This window comes from Fictibacillus aquaticus (assembly GCF_002245695.1).
Taxonomy (GTDB): domain Bacteria; phylum Bacillota; class Bacilli; order Bacillales; family Fictibacillaceae; genus Fictibacillus; species Fictibacillus aquaticus.
Genome location: NZ_NOII01000001.1, coordinates 1,383,941 through 1,400,809, shown reverse-complemented (window position 1 = coordinate 1,400,809; position 16,869 = coordinate 1,383,941). Strand labels below are relative to the sequence as shown.

At 47.5% G+C, this 16,869-nt stretch carries 17 protein-coding genes; 16 read left to right on the top strand and 1 reads right to left on the bottom strand.

The annotated features are described in order from the left end of the window. Window positions 1-82 precede the first annotated feature (82 nt). From CGZ90_RS07275 to paaX, 4 genes are all read left to right on the top strand, one after another. Window positions 83-955 carry a 3-hydroxyacyl-CoA dehydrogenase gene (locus tag CGZ90_RS07275; RefSeq protein ID WP_094251640.1) on the top strand — a complete coding sequence of 291 codons (873 nt, stop codon included), beginning with the start codon at window positions 83-85 and terminating at the stop codon, window positions 953-955. Next, complete coding sequence (locus CGZ90_RS07270) at window positions 952-2,157, top strand: acetyl-CoA C-acyltransferase (RefSeq protein ID WP_094251639.1); 1,206 nt, start codon at window positions 952-954, stop codon at window positions 2,155-2,157. Before CGZ90_RS07275 ends, CGZ90_RS07270 begins: the two co-directional genes overlap by 4 nt. 19 nt (window positions 2,158-2,176) lie before the next feature. Next, a complete protein-coding gene (locus tag CGZ90_RS07265) occupies window positions 2,177-2,953 on the top strand; it encodes an enoyl-CoA hydratase-related protein (protein ID WP_094251638.1) in 777 nt (258 codons plus the stop codon). A 71-nt stretch (window positions 2,954-3,024) separates the two neighbouring features. Then, window positions 3,025-3,918 carry a phenylacetic acid degradation operon negative regulatory protein PaaX gene (paaX, locus tag CGZ90_RS07260; RefSeq protein WP_094251637.1) on the top strand — a complete coding sequence of 298 codons (894 nt, stop codon included), beginning with the start codon at window positions 3,025-3,027 and terminating at the stop codon, window positions 3,916-3,918. Between the two features lie 32 nt (window positions 3,919-3,950). On the opposite strand, the gene CGZ90_RS07255 is transcribed toward paaX, so the two are convergent. Continuing rightward, on the bottom strand, window positions 3,951-4,463 hold the full coding sequence (locus CGZ90_RS07255; RefSeq protein ID WP_094251636.1) for a gamma carbonic anhydrase family protein: 513 nt from the start codon (window positions 4,461-4,463) through the stop codon (window positions 3,951-3,953). 462 nt (window positions 4,464-4,925) lie between these two features. Here CGZ90_RS07255 and CGZ90_RS07250 point away from each other — a divergent pair, with 462 nt between their 5' ends. The 12 genes from CGZ90_RS07250 (at window position 4,926) to CGZ90_RS20675 (ending at window position 16,847) form a co-directional block, all read left to right on the top strand. Beyond that, window positions 4,926-5,876 carry an NAD(P)H-dependent flavin oxidoreductase gene (locus CGZ90_RS07250; protein WP_094251635.1) on the top strand — a complete coding sequence of 317 codons (951 nt, stop codon included), beginning with the start codon at window positions 4,926-4,928 and terminating at the stop codon, window positions 5,874-5,876. Between the two features lie 35 nt (window positions 5,877-5,911). Next, the gene (locus CGZ90_RS07245) at window positions 5,912-7,261 is read left to right on the top strand and encodes a sodium-dependent transporter (protein WP_094251634.1); all 1,350 of its coding nucleotides are present in this window, start codon (window positions 5,912-5,914) and stop codon (window positions 7,259-7,261) included. 225 nt (window positions 7,262-7,486) lie between these two features. Next, on the top strand, window positions 7,487-7,882 hold the full coding sequence (locus tag CGZ90_RS07240) for a thioesterase family protein (protein WP_094251633.1): 396 nt from the start codon (window positions 7,487-7,489) through the stop codon (window positions 7,880-7,882). A gap of 73 nt (window positions 7,883-7,955) precedes the next feature. After that, entirely contained in the window at window positions 7,956-9,062 is a 1,107-nt protein-coding gene (locus CGZ90_RS07235; protein ID WP_094251632.1) for a Glu/Leu/Phe/Val family dehydrogenase, read from the top strand. 15 nt (window positions 9,063-9,077) lie between these two features. Beyond that, a complete protein-coding gene (pdhA, locus tag CGZ90_RS07230) occupies window positions 9,078-10,142 on the top strand; it encodes a pyruvate dehydrogenase (acetyl-transferring) E1 component subunit alpha (protein ID WP_094251631.1) in 1,065 nt (354 codons plus the stop codon). Next, the gene (locus tag CGZ90_RS07225) at window positions 10,142-11,137 is read left to right on the top strand and encodes an alpha-ketoacid dehydrogenase subunit beta (protein ID WP_094251630.1); all 996 of its coding nucleotides are present in this window, start codon (window positions 10,142-10,144) and stop codon (window positions 11,135-11,137) included. Before pdhA ends, CGZ90_RS07225 begins: the two co-directional genes overlap by 1 nt. Before the next feature lie 12 nt (window positions 11,138-11,149). Further along, complete coding sequence (locus CGZ90_RS07220) at window positions 11,150-12,415, top strand: dihydrolipoamide acetyltransferase family protein (protein ID WP_094251629.1); 1,266 nt, start codon at window positions 11,150-11,152, stop codon at window positions 12,413-12,415. Next, window positions 12,416-13,849: a dihydrolipoyl dehydrogenase gene (gene lpdA / locus CGZ90_RS07215; RefSeq protein WP_094251628.1), complete on the top strand. Its 1,434-nt coding sequence runs from the start codon at window positions 12,416-12,418 to the stop codon at window positions 13,847-13,849. A 190-nt stretch (window positions 13,850-14,039) separates the two neighbouring features. Continuing rightward, window positions 14,040-15,101 (top strand): undecaprenyldiphospho-muramoylpentapeptide beta-N-acetylglucosaminyltransferase, encoded by a 1,062-nt coding sequence (locus CGZ90_RS07210; protein WP_094251818.1) that lies wholly within the window; start codon window positions 14,040-14,042, stop codon window positions 15,099-15,101. Window positions 15,102-15,606: 505 nt separating this feature from the next. After that, on the top strand, window positions 15,607-16,329 hold the full coding sequence (locus tag CGZ90_RS07205) for an AzlC family ABC transporter permease (protein ID WP_094251627.1): 723 nt from the start codon (window positions 15,607-15,609) through the stop codon (window positions 16,327-16,329). Beyond that, window positions 16,322-16,630 (top strand): AzlD domain-containing protein, encoded by a 309-nt coding sequence (locus CGZ90_RS07200; RefSeq protein WP_094251626.1) that lies wholly within the window; start codon window positions 16,322-16,324, stop codon window positions 16,628-16,630. The genes CGZ90_RS07205 and CGZ90_RS07200 overlap by 8 nt, the downstream gene beginning before the upstream one ends. Before the next feature lie 76 nt (window positions 16,631-16,706). Then, window positions 16,707-16,847 (top strand): hypothetical protein, encoded by a 141-nt coding sequence (locus tag CGZ90_RS20675; RefSeq protein WP_165766796.1) that lies wholly within the window; start codon window positions 16,707-16,709, stop codon window positions 16,845-16,847. Window positions 16,848-16,869: the final 22 nt, after the last annotated feature.

Below are 16,869 nucleotides of genomic sequence, written 5' to 3'. Positions count from 1 at the left end.
CGTTAACTAAAAGCGAGCCGCTGCGCTCGCTTTTTATACAAAGAAACTTAAACAACTGTTTAAGAAAGGCAGGAGAGAGACCATGTTGCAAAATGCAGTAGTAATCGGCTCAGGCGTCATGGGAAGAGGCATCGCATACGTCTGCGCGGTCGGAGGATTTGACGTCCAGCTCGTGGATGTGAAGGAAGAACAGCTGGCAGGCGCACAAAAAGAGATCGACGCCATTTTTTCAAAAGCGGTAAGCCGTGGAAAGCTGTCCGCTGAGGATGCCGCCGCAGCGCAAGGCAGGCTTTCCTATACGCCGCAGTTATCGGCAGCAGTCAGCGGTGCTGATATCGTCATTGAAGCGGTGCCAGAGAACATTGACATTAAGCGTGCCGTTTTTGAAGAAATAGACAGGTCTGCACCAGAGCATTGTGTTTTAGCCACTAACACATCAACAATGAGCCCGACTGAAATCGGTTCATTCACGAGACGCCCTCATAAAGTTATTGCAATGCACTTCTTTAATCCGGTGCACCGCATGCCGCTTGTTGAGATCGTGCGAGGACATGAAACGAGTGAAGGAACGGCTGAACTGGCAAAAGAAGCAGCGGTAAAGATGGGAAAAGAAACGGTGACGGTCAACGAATTCCCTGGATTCGTGACAAGCCGCATCTCAGCGATGATCGGAAATGAAGCGTTCTACATGCTGCAGGAAGGAGTGGCATCGCCTGAAGATATCGACAAAGCCATCAAGCTTGGATTGAACTTTCCAATGGGACCGTTCGAACTTGGCGATCTTGTCGGACTTGATACACGTCTGAACAACTTGAATTACCTTCATAAAACGCTTGGTGAGAAGTATCGCCCTGCACCGCTGCTCGTCAAATACGTGAAAGCAGGAAGACTCGGGCGCAAAACAGGCAAGGGCGTTTATGATTATACGGCGGAAAAAGATGGGGCATTAAAATGAGGGAAGTAGTAATTGTTGATGCGGTTCGTACGCCTATAGGACGGTATAAAGGCGGGCTGAAGAATGTCCGTCCCGATGACCTGGCAGCTGTCGTCATCCGTGCACTTGTTGAACGAAATCCTGAAGTGCCTTCAGCTGAAATTGAAGAAGTGGTCCTTGGAAATGCGAACGGAGCTGGAGAAGATAACCGCAACGTGGCACGAATGGCTGGGCTCCTCGCTGATCTGCCTGTAGAAACAGGAGGAACGACGATCAACCGTCTTTGCGGATCGGGTCTTGATGCAGTCATGTATGCGGCTCGCGCCATCATGGCCGGTGAGGGTGATATTTTTATTGCTGGGGGAACAGAAAGCATGACGCGTGCGCCGCTCGTTATGGCAAAGCCAGACAGTGAGTTCCCGCGCGGGGATATGAAAATGTTTGACACGACGATAGGCTGGCGGTTCATTAACCCTCTTATGCACGAAAAGCACGGGACTGACTCTATGCCGCAGACAGCTGAAAACGTAGCCGTAAGATATGGTGTGTCAAGGGAAGATCAGGATCTGTTTGCATACAGCAGCCAGCAGAAAGCAAAGCGCGCCATAGAGGAAGGTCTATTTAAGGATGAGATCGTTCCTATTAAACTCGTTGACAGGAAAGGGAATGAAACGTGGGTGAGTGAGGATGAGCATCCGCGTCCTGATACGACACTCGAAAAGCTCGGAAAGCTGAAACCGCTGTTTGATGGCGGAACGATTACAGCAGGAAACGCTTCTGGAGTGAATGACGGGGCATCTGCTCTTCTGCTAATGAGCCGGGAAAAGGCAGGTCAGCTCGGGTTGAAGCCGCTCGCCCGGTATGCAGCAGGTGCAGTTGCTGGTTTGGAGCCGTCCGTAATGGGATTGGGGCCAGTTCCTGCTTCACAAAAAGCGATGAAGCGCGCAGGCATCACAGCAGAAGATCTGGACTTAATCGAACTGAACGAAGCGTTTTCCTCACAGTCGCTCGAATGTATGAAACAGCTTGGGCTTGATGAGGAGAAAGTGAATGTGAACGGCGGAGCGATCGCGTTCGGTCATCCGCTTGGTGCTAGCGGGGCAAGAATTTTAACAACCTTGCTTCATGAGATGAAACGCAGAGGGTCGCGCTATGGTCTTGCGACAATGTGCATCGGTGTAGGGCAAGGAATCGCTGCAATCGTGGAACGGACAGAACGTTAATTTAGGAGGAGCAACCATCATGGCATCCATTTTATATGAAGTAAAGAATCATATCGCTTACGTGACGATCAACCGTCCAGAAGTGCTAAACTGCTTCAACTATTCTACTTTAAAAGAGCTTGGCGAGATCATCGATGACATTCACCATAACAGAGAAGTCAGAGTAGTTATTTTTACAGGTGCTGGAGAGAAAGCGTTCAGTGCCGGTGCAGACTTAAAGGAACGCCGAACGCTGACAGAAGCAGAAGTAAAACGGAACGTACGCAAGATCCGCGATGTGTTCTCTGCGGCTGAAGCCCTTCCGCAGCCTACAATATGCGCGATGAACGGCCATGCTTTTGGCGGAGGCTTTGAGCTTGCGCTGGCATGTGACCTGCGTGTTTCTGTAAAAGAAGCTTATATGGGACTGACAGAACTGAGCTGGGCGATCATTCCAGGCGCCGGGGGGACTCAGCGCCTGCCAAGACTGATCGGCCAGGCGAAAGCGATGGAACTGATCTTGACAGCGAAGAAGATGACGGCTGATGAAGCGCAGAGTTTCGGCATCCTCAACCAAGTAACAGACCGTTCTGAATTGATGGGAGTATGTGAGAATTACGCGAACGCTATCATGAAAAACGGTCCTATCGCTGTTCAGCAAGCGAAATATGCTATCAAGCACGGAATGGAAACCGATCTTCAAACGGGACTTGCAATCGAAGCGAAAGCTTATGAAGTGACGATTCCTACGAGTGACAGGATGGAAGCGCTAAACGCGTTCAGTGAAAAAAGAGAGCCTGTTTTTAAGGGAGAGTAGCTTGTTTGAATACGGCCGGTTTGGTATCGTAAGTAACATCATGCCAAAACGGCGATTAAGAGGTTAAATGCATGCAGAACAGTTTAAACACGAGATCAATGATCTTCACCCTTTACGGTGATTATATCCGCCATTATGGCAGCGAGATCTGGATTGGGAGCCTGATCCGTTTTCTTGAGGAGTTCGGACATAATGAGCAGGCGGTCAGAGCGGCTATTTCCCGAATGAGCAAGCAGGGATGGATCGAATCCAGGAAACAAGGAAATAAAAGTTACTACTTTCTTACCCAAAGAGGGCAGAAAAGGATGGATGAGGCAGCTAAGCGTATCTTCAAGCTTCAGCCTGAAAAGTGGAGCGGCGAATGGACGATGTTTACATACACCATTCCTGAAGAAAAGCGAAGCATCCGAGACGAGCTCAGGAAAGAACTAGTATGGAGCGGATTCGGTCTTCTGACGAACAGTTTCTGGATCTCACCGGGTGATCAGGAAAATCAGATTCAGGAAGTTATCGAAAAATACGATATTAGAAGCTACGTCCATTACTTTACTGCCCAGTATAAAGGGCCTGATGAAAGTACAAGGCTTGTTAGAGAATGCTGGAACTTAGAAGAAATCAATGAGCGGTACGATGAGTTTATTAAAAAATATTCTCAGAAATATGTCATCGACAAGAATAAGATCGAAAAGGGCGAGATGACTGACGGAGAATGCTTTGTTGAACGGACAAAGCTTGTTCATGAATACCGGAAGTTTCTGTTCGTCGATCCTGGCCTCCCGCAGGAACTCCTTCCTGCGGAGTGGCTCGGCGATCATGCGGCGTCACTTTTCAGTGATTATTACAAAGCGCTTGCTGTCCCGTCGAACCGATTTTTTGAAAGCATCTATCGTGAAGGCAACGAGCTGAAGAAAGTGAGCGGATACGATGTGCTGAATCATCCGCTCATGGCAAACAACGAACAATAATAAAAAAAGTGCACCATTGTGCACTTTTTCTCTTACTTCAGCTGTTCTTTAAACTGCTTTCCTTTTTCGTAATATGTATCGATGGTCAGCTGTATGAGCTCGAGGTCTTTATCTGTCAGCTCACGGACGATCTTTCCAGGAGAACCCATGACCATAACGCGAGGCGGTATTTTTTTACCGGATGGAATAAGCGTGTTGGCCCCGATAAACGCCTGCTCGCCGATCTCAGCTCCATCAAGAACGGTCGCGCCCATCCCGACAAGTGCTCCTTTTTTTACCGTACAGCCGTGAAGGATAACGTTGTGGCCGATCGATACTTCGTCTTCAAGAACGAGCGGGAAGCCTTCATAAAGATGCAGGGTGCAGTTATCCTGAACATTCGTTTTCTTGCCAATCGTGATCGGACCTTCGTCACCGCGAAGGACGCTGTTAAACCAGACAGTCGAACCTTCTCCAATCGTAACATCACCGATGATATGCGCCCCTGGAGCGATAAAAGCGCTTTCATGAACGTTTGGCGTTTTGCCTTCAATAGAATATTTCATGGTAAACCTCCTTTAATAGGGTGGGGTACGGTACCTTTTAGAAAGATCCGGGTGTTTCTTTTTTAAGGCTGTTTCTAAAAGATTGCTGTTTTCGTACGGATGTGTTGTTAGAAATATCAGCGGGGTTGCCAATGAAGTGTAAGCTACAATGCCTACTCCATGAATTTTGCTTAGATTTTAGGTTGAATTGCTGTAGCAGACACATTCATCATCTTGATTACTTCATTGTTAAAGTTGATTGGAGTGTAAGGTGCCGACTCCAGCGGGACGAGTGGGACAGGTGAGACCTCTCAATGGCGCGTAGCGACGAGAGGGCTCACCGCCCACCCCGCGGAAAGCGTGCACCTGAAACGGAAATCAACTACCTCTCTGAATTCTTAAAACAATATAGTTTATGAAAACAGCTTTTTATAAATAGATCACAGCTTAATTATAACAAACGAGAGAGTGTGGGCGGTAATAATGAACAGGGTATGTGAGAAGCTGAATATTCGTTTTCCTATCATACAGGGAGGAATGGGCAATGTCAGCAATGCTGAGCTGGCGTCCGCTATCTCAAACGCGGGAGGACTCGGCACAATCGGCGTCGGGACAATGAGCACGGAAGAAGTGGAAAAATTGCTCATTTCTACAAAAGGGATGACAGACAGCGTCTTTGCTGTTAATGTACCTTTAACTGTTGCTTCGGATGTCAGAGCTATTTTCAAACTTTTAATCCAGTACGGAGTCAAGGTTGTTTCACTATCCGCTGGGAATCCTGCACCGTATATACCGAAGCTTAAAGAGCATGGAATGACAGTAATATGTGTCGTTGCTTCAGTTTATCACGCCAAGAAAGCAGAAGATGCGGGAGCTGACCTGATCGTTGCGGAAGGGTATGAAGCTGCGGGTCTTAACTCGCCATACGAGACAACGACAATGACGCTTATCCCACAGATTGCGTCGGCGGTAAAGGTTCCTGTCATTGCTGCCGGCGGAATTGCGGATGGAAGAGGTTTAGCGGCTGCATTTGCGCTCGGTGCTGAGGGTGTCCAGATGGGCACGCGATTTATCGCTGTGAAAGAAGCTCCGTTTCACGATGCCTATAAGTCTTCGCTGTTAAATGCTAAAGACACTGATACAGTCATTGTTGGAAGATCAACAGGTAAGATACGCAGAGTGTACCGTACTCCATACGCGGAACGCCTCCTCAAGCTCGAAGCAGGCGGTGTGTCTCCTGAGGATTTCCATGCTATGACGACAGAAGAACAGCACATATTAGGAGCGGTTAAAGGAGACCTTGATAAAGGGTTCATTAACAGCGGGCAGATTGCCGGTCTTATTCAAAATCTGCCGTCAGCACAGGAACTGATGGAAAGTATGATGAAAGAAGCAAATGAAACAGTACTATTGTTAAACAACCGTTTAACGTAAAAACAGCATAGAAAACAATAGGAGGAAATGTGAGCATGAAACAGCAAGACCAATGGACGTCGAAATTAGCCTTTATATTAGCCGCAGCAGGATCTGCAATCGGACTTGGTGCTATCTGGAAGTTCCCATATGTCGTCGGTACGAGCGGGGGCGGAGCCTTTTTCCTTCTGTTTTTATTATTTACGTTTTTAGTAGGCTTTCCGTTATTGATGGCTGAGTTCGTTATTGGCCGAGGCGCGCAGAAGGAAGCGATATCCGCCTACAGGACAATTGCGCCTGGAAGCGGATGGCCTTGGCTCGGCCGGATGGGTGTTGTTACGGCCTTTATTCTATTATCCTTTTACAGCGTAATTGGCGGCTGGATTGTTCTCTATCTCGGCCGAAGCGTTTCTCCTGGCTTTTTTGATCATAATTTTGGAGAGATGTTCAATGAATCGATCTCTAGTCCATGGCCTGTCGTAACCTCTCAATTTATTTTTATGATCATCACTATTTTTGTAGTAAGCCGCGGAATTAAGAACGGAATCGAAAAAGCGAACCAGATTATGATGCCTGCTCTTTTTGTGCTTTTTGCTGTGTTAATCGTCCGCTCGCTAACACTTGAGAATGCGATGGAAGGTGTAAAGTTCTTCCTCATGCCTGACTTCTCAGAAATCGGTGCGGATGATATCCTGTTCGCTCTTGGACAGTCATTTTTCTCACTGAGCGTCGGTATCTCTGTTATGGTTACGTACAGCTCTTATTTAAGCAAGAAAGAAAGCTTGACGAAGTCCGCAACAACGATCGTTTTGCTGAACGTATTGATCTCGCTGCTTGCCGGCCTTGCGATCTTCCCAGGAGTTTTCTCTCTTGGCCTAGAGCCGACAGAAGGACCCGGTCTGCTGTTTGTTGTACTTCCTGCCGTGTTTGATCAGATCGTGTTCGGACAGTTTTTCTTTATCGTGTTCCTTGCACTCTTCCTTTTTGCGACTCTTACATCTGCTTTTTCGATGCTTGAGATCATTGTAGCCTCAATCACAAAAGGAGAACTTGAAACGAGAGCAAAGTGGAGCTGGATTATCGGTATTCTTATTTTCATCGCTGGAGTTCCGTCTGCCCTGTCAATGGGAGTGCTGTCTGATGTCACACTGTTCGGAAAATCCATATTTGATCTGCTGGATTATCTAGTAAGCAACATCCTTCTGCCGCTTGGTGCATTATTCATCTCACTGTTTGTCGGCTACCGCTATCCGAAGGACCTGCTTCTCGCAGAGTTCCGGGCTGGCTCCAGTGTAACCGTAAAAGGATTTGCGGCATGGCTCATGCTCGTCCGCTATGTCGTTCCGGTGATCATCATCATCGTGCTGCTAAACATGACAGGTATTCTTAAAATCATTACAGGCTGAACCAAAAAGGCGCGTATCTCTCAGAAGGTACGCGCCTTTTTATTTTCATTATGTTCATGGGGGTACGGTACCATTGGCACAAATTCAGTTAAAACACTGAAAATATGAAAAATGGTACCGTACCCCCAGCTATATAGCTTTTCACATTTTAGACAAAATGTTATCATTACGTTAAGAAAACGTTATATAATTTTTAGTCCAGCTTATATATTAAGGGGTGTCTAAATGAAACCTGGAATGCAGATCGGCCAGCAGGCGACGATTACAGCAACCGTAACACCTGACATGTTTGCGCAGTTTGAGGGTAACCTTGTGCATCCTGCGTATTCGACCGTCTCTATGGTCTATCATATGGAGTGGGCAGCACGGCAAATCATCCTCCCGTATCTTGAAGATCATGAAGAAGGAATCGGAGGAGGCATAAAAGCGAAACATCTTGCACCGACACCAGAAGGAATGGATTTGGAAATCACAGCGACTCTTACACAGCTGAAAGGAAAAGCTGTGATTTGTGACGTCATCGTAAAAAACAAAAAAGCGATTGTCGGCGAAGGGGAAGTTACCCAATACATCCTTCCGCGGGCAGCCATCAAAGAAAAACTTCTAGAGATGAAGGTTTAATTTTTTACACAATAATGAAAGCGCTTTCACTTTAAAGCAGAAAAGCGAAGAAGCAGCAAAGATAGCAGGGGGAATGGATATGTTCGAGAAAATTTCACAGCATGAGCAAGTGGTGTTTTGCAATGATCCGTCAACAGGCTTAAAAGCTATTATCGCCATCCATAACACAACACTTGGCCCGGCACTCGGCGGCTGCCGCATGAGACCGTACGCGTCAACGGATGAAGCGCTCGAAGATGTACTCCGTCTCTCCAAAGGAATGACCTATAAATGCGCTGGGGCCGACGTGGATTTTGGCGGCGGGAAATCGGTCATTATCGGCGATCCGATGACTGACCGCACACCAGAGCTTTTCAGAGCTTTCGGGCAGTTTGTTGACTCTCTTAACGGGAGGTTTTATACAGGGACAGATATGGGGACGACGCCGGATGATTTCGTTCATGCGCTAAAAGAAACAAACTGCATCGTCGGAGTTCCAGAAGCATATGGCGGCAGCGGCGACTCGTCTGTTCCGACTGCACAAGGTGTTCTATTCGGGCTTCAGGCGACGGTTCAGACCTTGGATGGAACAGATGATCTTTCTGGCAGAAAATATTCGGTTCAAGGTTTAGGAAAGGTCGGCTATAAGGTTGCTGAACAGCTCTTGGCAGCGGGTTCGCATGTTTACGTTACTGATATCAATGACCAGGCATTAAAGCAGATCCAGCAGCGTGCGGAAACACTGCCAGGAACAGTTGAAGTCGTGAACGGCAGCGATATTTACGGTGTTGATGCAGACATCTTCATTCCGTGCGCGCTTGGCGGGATTTTAAATGATGAAACGATCGAGCAGCTGAAGGTCAAAGCTGTAGTAGGGAGTGCAAACAACCAGCTGCTTGAAGACCGGCACGGCATTTACCTCCAGCAAAAAGGCATCCTGTATGGACCAGACTATATAGTGAATGCGGGCGGACTGATTCAAGTTGCCGACGAGCTATACAGCCCGAACAAAGAGCGAGTGCTCAAGAAAACCAAGGCTATTTATGAAAGCCTTATCGAAATCTACCAGCAAAGCAAAGAACGGGAGATTTCAACTGTAGAGGCAGCAAACCGTTATTGTGAAGAAAAAATGGCAGCTCGTGCGAGACGCAACAGCTTTTTTGCGCATAACAAACGGCCGAAATGGGACGTTCGAAACTAAAGGAGGCAGATAACCATGGAAGAAAAGTATCCGAAGCTTCAAATTTTGGACGAAAACGGTGAGGTTGTTGACGCAAGCTATCGCGCCGAGATGACTGAAGAATTGACGAAAGACCTTTATACAAAAATGCTTCGTGCAAGGCTGTTTGACCGCAAGGGAGTGAACATGCAGCGACAGGGAAGGATCGGGACATACGTTCCTTTTGAAGGCCAGGAAGCGGCACAAATCGGCAGCGCGATGGCCATGGGTGAGGGAGACTGGATGTTCCCATCATACCGCGACCACGGGGCGACGATGACATTCGGACACAGTCTGAAAAACTTGTTTTTGTATTGGAAAGGGCGCCAAGAAGGATGTCTTCCTCCAGAAGGTGTTCACATCTTCCCGCCGGCCGTTCCGATCGCATCACAGCTTCTTCATGCGACAGGTGCTGCCTGGGCTGAAAAGCTGAAGGGAACAGACCGGGCATCGATCGTTTACTTCGGTGACGGAGCGACTTCTGAAGGAGACTTTCACGAAGGGTTGAACTTCGCGAGTGTCTTCAATGTTCCGGTTATATTTTTCAACCAAAATAACGGATTTGCCATTTCTGTTCCAATCGAAAAGCAGATGAAGAGCAAGACGATCGCACAAAAGGCGCTGGCTTATGACATCGAGGGCATTAGGCTTGATGGAAACGATGTGTTCTCTGTTTACTTCCACACGCGCACAGCAGTTGAGCGCGCTCGTGCCGGACAGGGACCGACATTGATCGAGGCTGTCACATGGAGATACGGAGCTCATACAACAGCAGACGATCCGACGAAATACCGTGACCAGAGTGAATCAGCAGCTCGCCGCGAGAAGACAGATCCATTGCTGCGCCTTGAGCGCTACATGAAAAATGAAGGCATGTGGGAGGACAGCTGGCTAGCAAAGCTGGAAGCTTCATTGTCTGAAGAAATAGAAGCAGCAGTTAAAGAGATGGAGAACGTACCGGCTGCTAAGGTTGACGACATGTTTGATCATGTGTTCGCCGAGAATCCTTGGCCGCTTGAAGAACAGAAGCAGAATTATTCTTTAGTGCGGGGTGAGCGATAATGACAACGGCCATTCAAACGAAAAAACTGACAATGGTTCAGGCAGTGACCGACGGCATGCGTGTGATGATGAATGAACATAGTGAAGTTATAGTCATGGGTGAAGATGTCGGCCGCAACGGCGGAGTTTTCCGTGCGACAGACGGGCTTTTTGACGAGTTTGGCGGCGAGCGTGTTATCGATACACCTCTTGCGGAGTCAGGAATTATCGGGACAGGAATCGGCCTTGCGATGAACGGCTTCCGCCCGATTTGTGAGATGCAGTTCTTTGGGTTTATTTATCCAGCTTTCAACCAGATCATGACACATGCGTCTCGAATTCGTGCGAGAACTCTCGGCGCATTCACAGTGCCGATGGTTATCCGCGCACCGTTCGGGGCAGGAGTCCGTGCACCGGAGATTCATTCAGATTCAGTAGAGGCGCTGTTCACTCATATGCCAGGTATTAAAGTTGTGGTCCCATCTAATCCGTATGATGCAAAGGGGATGTTGATCGCGGCTATAGAAGATCCTGACCCAGTACTCTTCCTTGAGCCGATGCGCTGTTACCGCAGTTCTAAAATGGACGTTCCAGAAGGCAAATATACGGTAGAGATCGGAAAAGGAGCACGATTAAAAGAGGGAGATGACGTGACAATTCTCACGTATGGCGCGATGGTCGATGTGGCTCTGAAGGCAGCTGAACAAGCTGAATCAAAAGGCATCTCTGCTGAAGTCATTGATCTGAGAAGCTTATATCCGCTAGACAAAGAAATGATTTCAGAAAGCGTTCAGAAGACAGGTCGTGCCGTAATCGTACACGAGGCGCCCGGAACAGGAGGGCTGGCGGATACGCTCACTTCTCTGATCAACGACACTTCATTCTTATACATGAGAGCACCGGTGGAACGTGTTACAGGCTTTGACACGCCAGTTCCGATGTTTGCGCTTGAAGATCATTATTTGCCAAACCCAGAGAGGGTACTGCACGCGATTGAAAAAACGGTCAAGTTCTAGGAGGGGTTTCCTATGGTAGAAGTGAAATTGCACGATATCGGAGAAGGCATGCATGAAGGGGAAATCGTCCACTTTTTCGTAAAAGTCGGCGACTCCGTGAAAATTGACCAGCCATTGCTAGAAGTTCAGACCGATAAGGTGACAGCTGAGCTGCCGTCACCGGTTGCAGGCAAGGTATCTGACATCAAGTTCAAGGAAGGTGACGTGGTGACAGTAGGCACGGTCATCCTGACACTTGATGGAGAAGGTGGAGCGAAAGCAGTGCATGTATCACCTGAAGCGACAAAGCTTGAGGCAGAAGTTTCTGCTCCAGCAGGGCAGGAAAAAGCGGCAGCAAGCATTGCCACATTGACGAAGCGGATCCTAGCAGCTCCATATACTAGAAAAATAGCACGCGATAATGGTATCGACATCGAGCAGGTAAAGGGAACAGGTCCAGGCGGACGAGTGACAGATGAAGATGTGCATTTATTTATTAAGGGCGGAGCAGCCGTGGCTGAAGCACCAAAAGAGCAGATTGACACAACGGCTCTGCAAACCCCTGCGGCAACCCCGCAAAGAGAAAACGCTAAGCCTACGAGCATACCATTCAAAGGCCGCCGTAAGCAGATCGCGAAAAAGATGGTCCAGTCACTCAGTACGATCCCTCATGTTACTCATTTTGAAGAAATCGATGTGACAGCGGTCATGGATTTGAAGAAGCAGCTGAAAGCGATGGATCCGGACAACAGCCGCGGTATGAACGTTTCTGTTGCTGCATTTTTTGTAAAAGCGATCCAGATCGCACTCAAGGATTTCCCGATTTTTAACGCGAAGCTTGATGAAGAAAATGACGTAATTTTGCTCGAACAGCACGTGTCCATCGGCATCGCCACTGATGCAGAGGATGGATTGATCGTTCCGGTCGTGAAAAATGTGGAGCAGCGCAGCATCCGTGATATAGCGGTCGATATGAAGGACAAAATTAACAAAGCCAAGCAAAACAAGCTGACGAAGGATGATATGACTGGCGGAACTTTCACGATCTCCAATGTAGGGCCTCTCGGATCAATGGGCGCGACGCCGATCATCAACCATCCTGAAGTGGCACTGATGGCGTTTCATAAAACGAAAAAAACACCAGTTGTCATCGGAAACGATATCGTGATCCGTTCCATGATGAACGTGTCAATGTCTTTCGACCACCGCATTGCTGACGGTGCGACAGCCGTTCAGTTCACGAACCGTATGAAGCAGCTGATCGAGAACCCGCACCTTATGACATTGGAGCTGATATAAATGGTAGTTGGAGATTTTGCGACGAAAAAGCAGCTGATCATTATCGGCGGAGGGCCAGGCGGATATCATGCTGCCATCCGCGCCGCACAGCTCGGACTTGAAGTGATGATCATTGAGAAGGAAAAGGTTGGCGGTGTGTGCCTTCATAAAGGGTGCATCCCTTCAAAGGCACTGACACACGCTGCTTCAAGCTTTAGCCAGCTGAGCCACATGAAGGATATCGGTATCGAGACAGGTGAAACGTCTTTTAGCCTCGAAGCTTTCGGAAGCTATCAAACTTCTGTCGTGAGCGGACTGCAAAAAGGAGTAGAAGCCCTCATTAAAGCAAATAAAATAGAGTTGGTGTCAGGGACCGCTTCTTTTATTAGCGAAAACCGCATCGGTGTTGATTCCGGACATCATTTTGAGATGTACGAGTTTGAAAATGTGCTGATTGCGACAGGTTCTGCGCCTATCCTCCCAGATGGTGTCCGCTTGTCTAAACGCATATTTAGTTCTCATACGGTATGGTCACTGTCTGACCTGCCGCAGCACCTTATCGTTTACGGAAACGACTACTTTGCACTTGAAGCGGCAGCTTCATTCCGCCAGCTTGGTTCAGAAGTTACGCTTATCACACCTGAAGACGGCTTTGGTTTTGACAATTCAATAGAAAAAGAGCTTCTAAGAGTCATGAAGAAATCAAAGGTCAAGATACTGAGAAATCATGCTTGGAGCAGTGTGGAAGAAGGAGAAAGCACTGTAACGCTGTCACTTAATAACGGAAAAGGTGACATTGCAGCGGTTGAAGGAACGCACCTTCTTATCTCTGCGGGCTATCGTCCAAATGTGGAGTCGCTCGGCGTGGAAGTGCTGAACCTTGATCGTGATGATCGCGGATATTTAATCGTGAACGGGCAGAGCCAGACAAGCGTGAAAAACATTTACGCTGCGGGTGACTGCACGATCGGTCCTATGCTCGCAAGCAAGGCGATCAAGCAAGCTAAGGTCGCAGCTGAGCATATGACAGGAGTGAACTCAGAGTACAACTTGGCGTTCGTTCCGCAGATCGTTCATACGATTCCGCCGATTGCAGCTGCAGGCTTAAGTGAAGACGAAGCAAGGGCACAAGGGCTAGAAGTAAAAACAGGGCAGTTCGCGATGGGCGGCAACGGCTACGCGAGCATTATCGGTCAAAAAGAAGGCATCGTAAAAGTGATCATAGACGCCGAAACGGACGTGCTCCTTGGTGTTCATATGATAGGAGCGGGAGCCGCAGAAATGATCCATTCTGCAGTCACATCCCTTGAACTCGTAGCGCGTGAAGAGGATATCACATATCCAATCTACGCTCATCCGGCACTGAACGAAAGCTGGCTTGAAGCAGCTGAAAGCTTGTCAGGCAAAGCCATTCATATTGCGCCTGCTAAAAAACGAGACATGTCTAAAGTATAATCATGCGAAAAAAGTGCTGCTATAGCACTTTTTTCTATTGCTGAAGGGTATGATGATAATGGCTTTTACCAGGCTGTTATTTGTGCAAATTCGTGCCATATACTAAAATGTCGGTAGTACGTTTTTCAAAGTACAGGATAATTTGAAGGCTTTGCATTTTAGATGACAAATAAAAAGTGAGGAATACATGTTGAAACGAATGGTACTGACAGGCGGAGGTTCGGCTGGGCACGTTACCCCGCATCTTGCGCTTATCCCTAAATTAAAGGAAATGAACTATGATTTGCATTACATTGGTACGAAAGACGGCATAGAAAGGACATTGATCGAGCCGACCGGTATGCCTTATCACCCGATCGCGAGCGGCAAGCTTCGCCGTTATTTTGATCTGAAAAATTTTAAAGATCCTTTCAAAGTCATGGCTGGTGTCGGGCAGGCGTATTTTAAACTTGGCCGGATCAAACCTGATGTTGTGTTCTCAAAAGGAGGCTTCGTTGCGGTTCCAGTTGTTATCGCGGCAAAACTGCGCGGGATTCCTGTCTACATTCATGAATCGGACATCACACCGGGTCTGGCGAACAAGATTTCGTCTAAATTTGCGACTAAAGTTTTCGTGACGTTTGAAGAAGCAAAAAAGCATTTTCCTCCAGGCCAGGCGGTCGTGACCGGCTCGCCGATACGCGGTGACTTGATGTCAGGAGAGAAGAAACGGGGGCTTGACTGGCTCGGTTTTAGTGAAAATCTTCCAGTGCTCACGATTATGGGAGGAAGCCTCGGCGCGAGGAAAATCAACGAAAATGTCCGGGCACTGCTGGATGAGCTGACGAAGTCGTTCCAAATCGTCCATCTTTGCGGAAAAGGGAATATCGATCCAGCTTTAGAAGGGGTAAAAGGATACCGTCAGTTCGAATACATTCAGAGTGAACTGCCAGACGTAATCGCAGCAACCGATTTTGTTATTTCGCGTGCTGGTTCGAATTCTATTTTTGAATGGCTGACACTGCGCAAACCGATGCTGCTTATACCGCTGCCATTAAGTGCAAGCCGCGGCGATCAGATATTAAACGCGCAGTCCTTTGAAAAGCAGGGCTTCTGCCATGTGCTGTATGAAGAGGAAATGACAAAAGAAACGCTTCTCACAGCAATCGAGAAGCTTAAGAAAGAAAAGCTCAATCTTAAAGATCAGATGATGCGCTACAAGGCAGGAGACAGCGTCGATTTAATTCTTAATACGATTACAGGACAAAAATAAGAGGAAGAGGGTGCCCCATTTTTAGTGGTGGCACCCTTTTTGCACTGATGATGAACAACACACGCCGCCTTATAGACTAACGGCAGCCAAAGTTTTCGATTTCTAAGCAATACTCTGTTCAATGGCTCAGTAGACCAGACAATCACCCTTATTGACGCCGAATTTGGCAGCATTTCCTAAAAAATAGTAACGAGTACAAATCATCACATCACTGGTTCCTTTGCCTTGTATCATTATAAGCTGTTATTCTAGCCATTCACACTTTCACCGCATCATTTCCACAATGGTTCAGTGCACTTGAAAAATTACTCGAATCATTTCAAGATTTTTTCACAGCATTTCATCCGAAACTCACATCATTTGTTTCCCGAAAACAATACTAGCCGGGGTACGGTACCCAACCAAATTTTTTATTTACCCAGTCTCATCACGATACTTGAGGAAATCCGTCCAATACCCTACAATTATTAACAATCAAAACGATCAGGCAAAAAGGGGTGCTTTTATGGGGGCAGTGCTGCAAGAGGAATTCCGCCCGCAGTTATCATTAATTCACGGAATAAAAGCTGGACTGCCAATCGCGATCGGGTATACTCCTGTCGCATTTACTTATGGTCTTCTGGCAAAGGCGGCAGGTCTGTCGCTTTGGGAAACAATAGCGATGAGTATGTTTGTTTTCGCTGGGGCTTCACAATATATCGCATTGTCTATGCTCGCAGCACAAACAGGCGCGATCGAAATACTAATCACAACATTCATCATGAACATCCGTCACTTGCTCATGAGTGCCTCGCTTAATGAAAGGGCAGAACATGACAAGCCTTGGATTAAAGCTGTTTATGCGTTTATGGTAACAGATGAGTCATTCTCGGTCGCAGCAACCCGTAACGAAGAGAAGCTGTCTTCACATTTTCTGCTTGGTCTCGGTTTTATCGGTTATTGCAGCTGGGTTGTTTTTTCAGGCATTGGCTATATTACGGGTGCCGGATTGCCAGAGGTTGTGCAGAACAGCATGGGCATCGCACTTTATGCTATGTTTATCGGACTGCTTGTACCGGCGGCGAAAAAAAGCAGAAAAGTGATTATACTGGCTTCAACAGCTGCTCTTCTCAACATTGCGTTTTCACAATACGAGCCGCTGAGCGGAGGCTGGGGTATCATTTTGTCCACGATACTTTCCGCTGCTGGAGTGGAACTTATTTTGGGGGAGGAGAAAGCACATGCCTGATTCTTTGATTTGGCTCATTCTTGGCATGGGGATGGCCACTTACCTGCCGCGGATGCTTCCTCTTGTATGGCTTAGGACTGACGGTCTTAACCCTAAGCTGCAGGGCATGCTGAAAAACGTGCCATATGCAATCCTTGGCGCATTAATATTTCCAGGGGTCCTTACAATAAAGGAAGACAACCTGCTTTTTGGCGCTGCAGGAGCGGCCGTCGCGTTTTTAGCTGCCTGGATCGGGTTCAACGTGATCCTGGTTGTAGTTTGTTCCATACTCGCTCTCGTGTTTGGTTCATTTATCCTCTAGCGGCATATATTGCTGTCGCTTGCCATATCGTTAGAAGAGGCGTATAATCACTCCTAACGAAGGAGGAGGATAAGCAATGGCTATTCATATGTTTAGGTTAGTCCTCGTTGGGTTGTTCTCATTAACGGCTGTTTCATTATTATCATTTCAGCTTGTTGAAATCGTGCAAGCTGCTGCAGAAATGATATCAGGATTTTTATCAAATTTAAAAAAGTAAATATATCCAAAAGAGCTGGGAA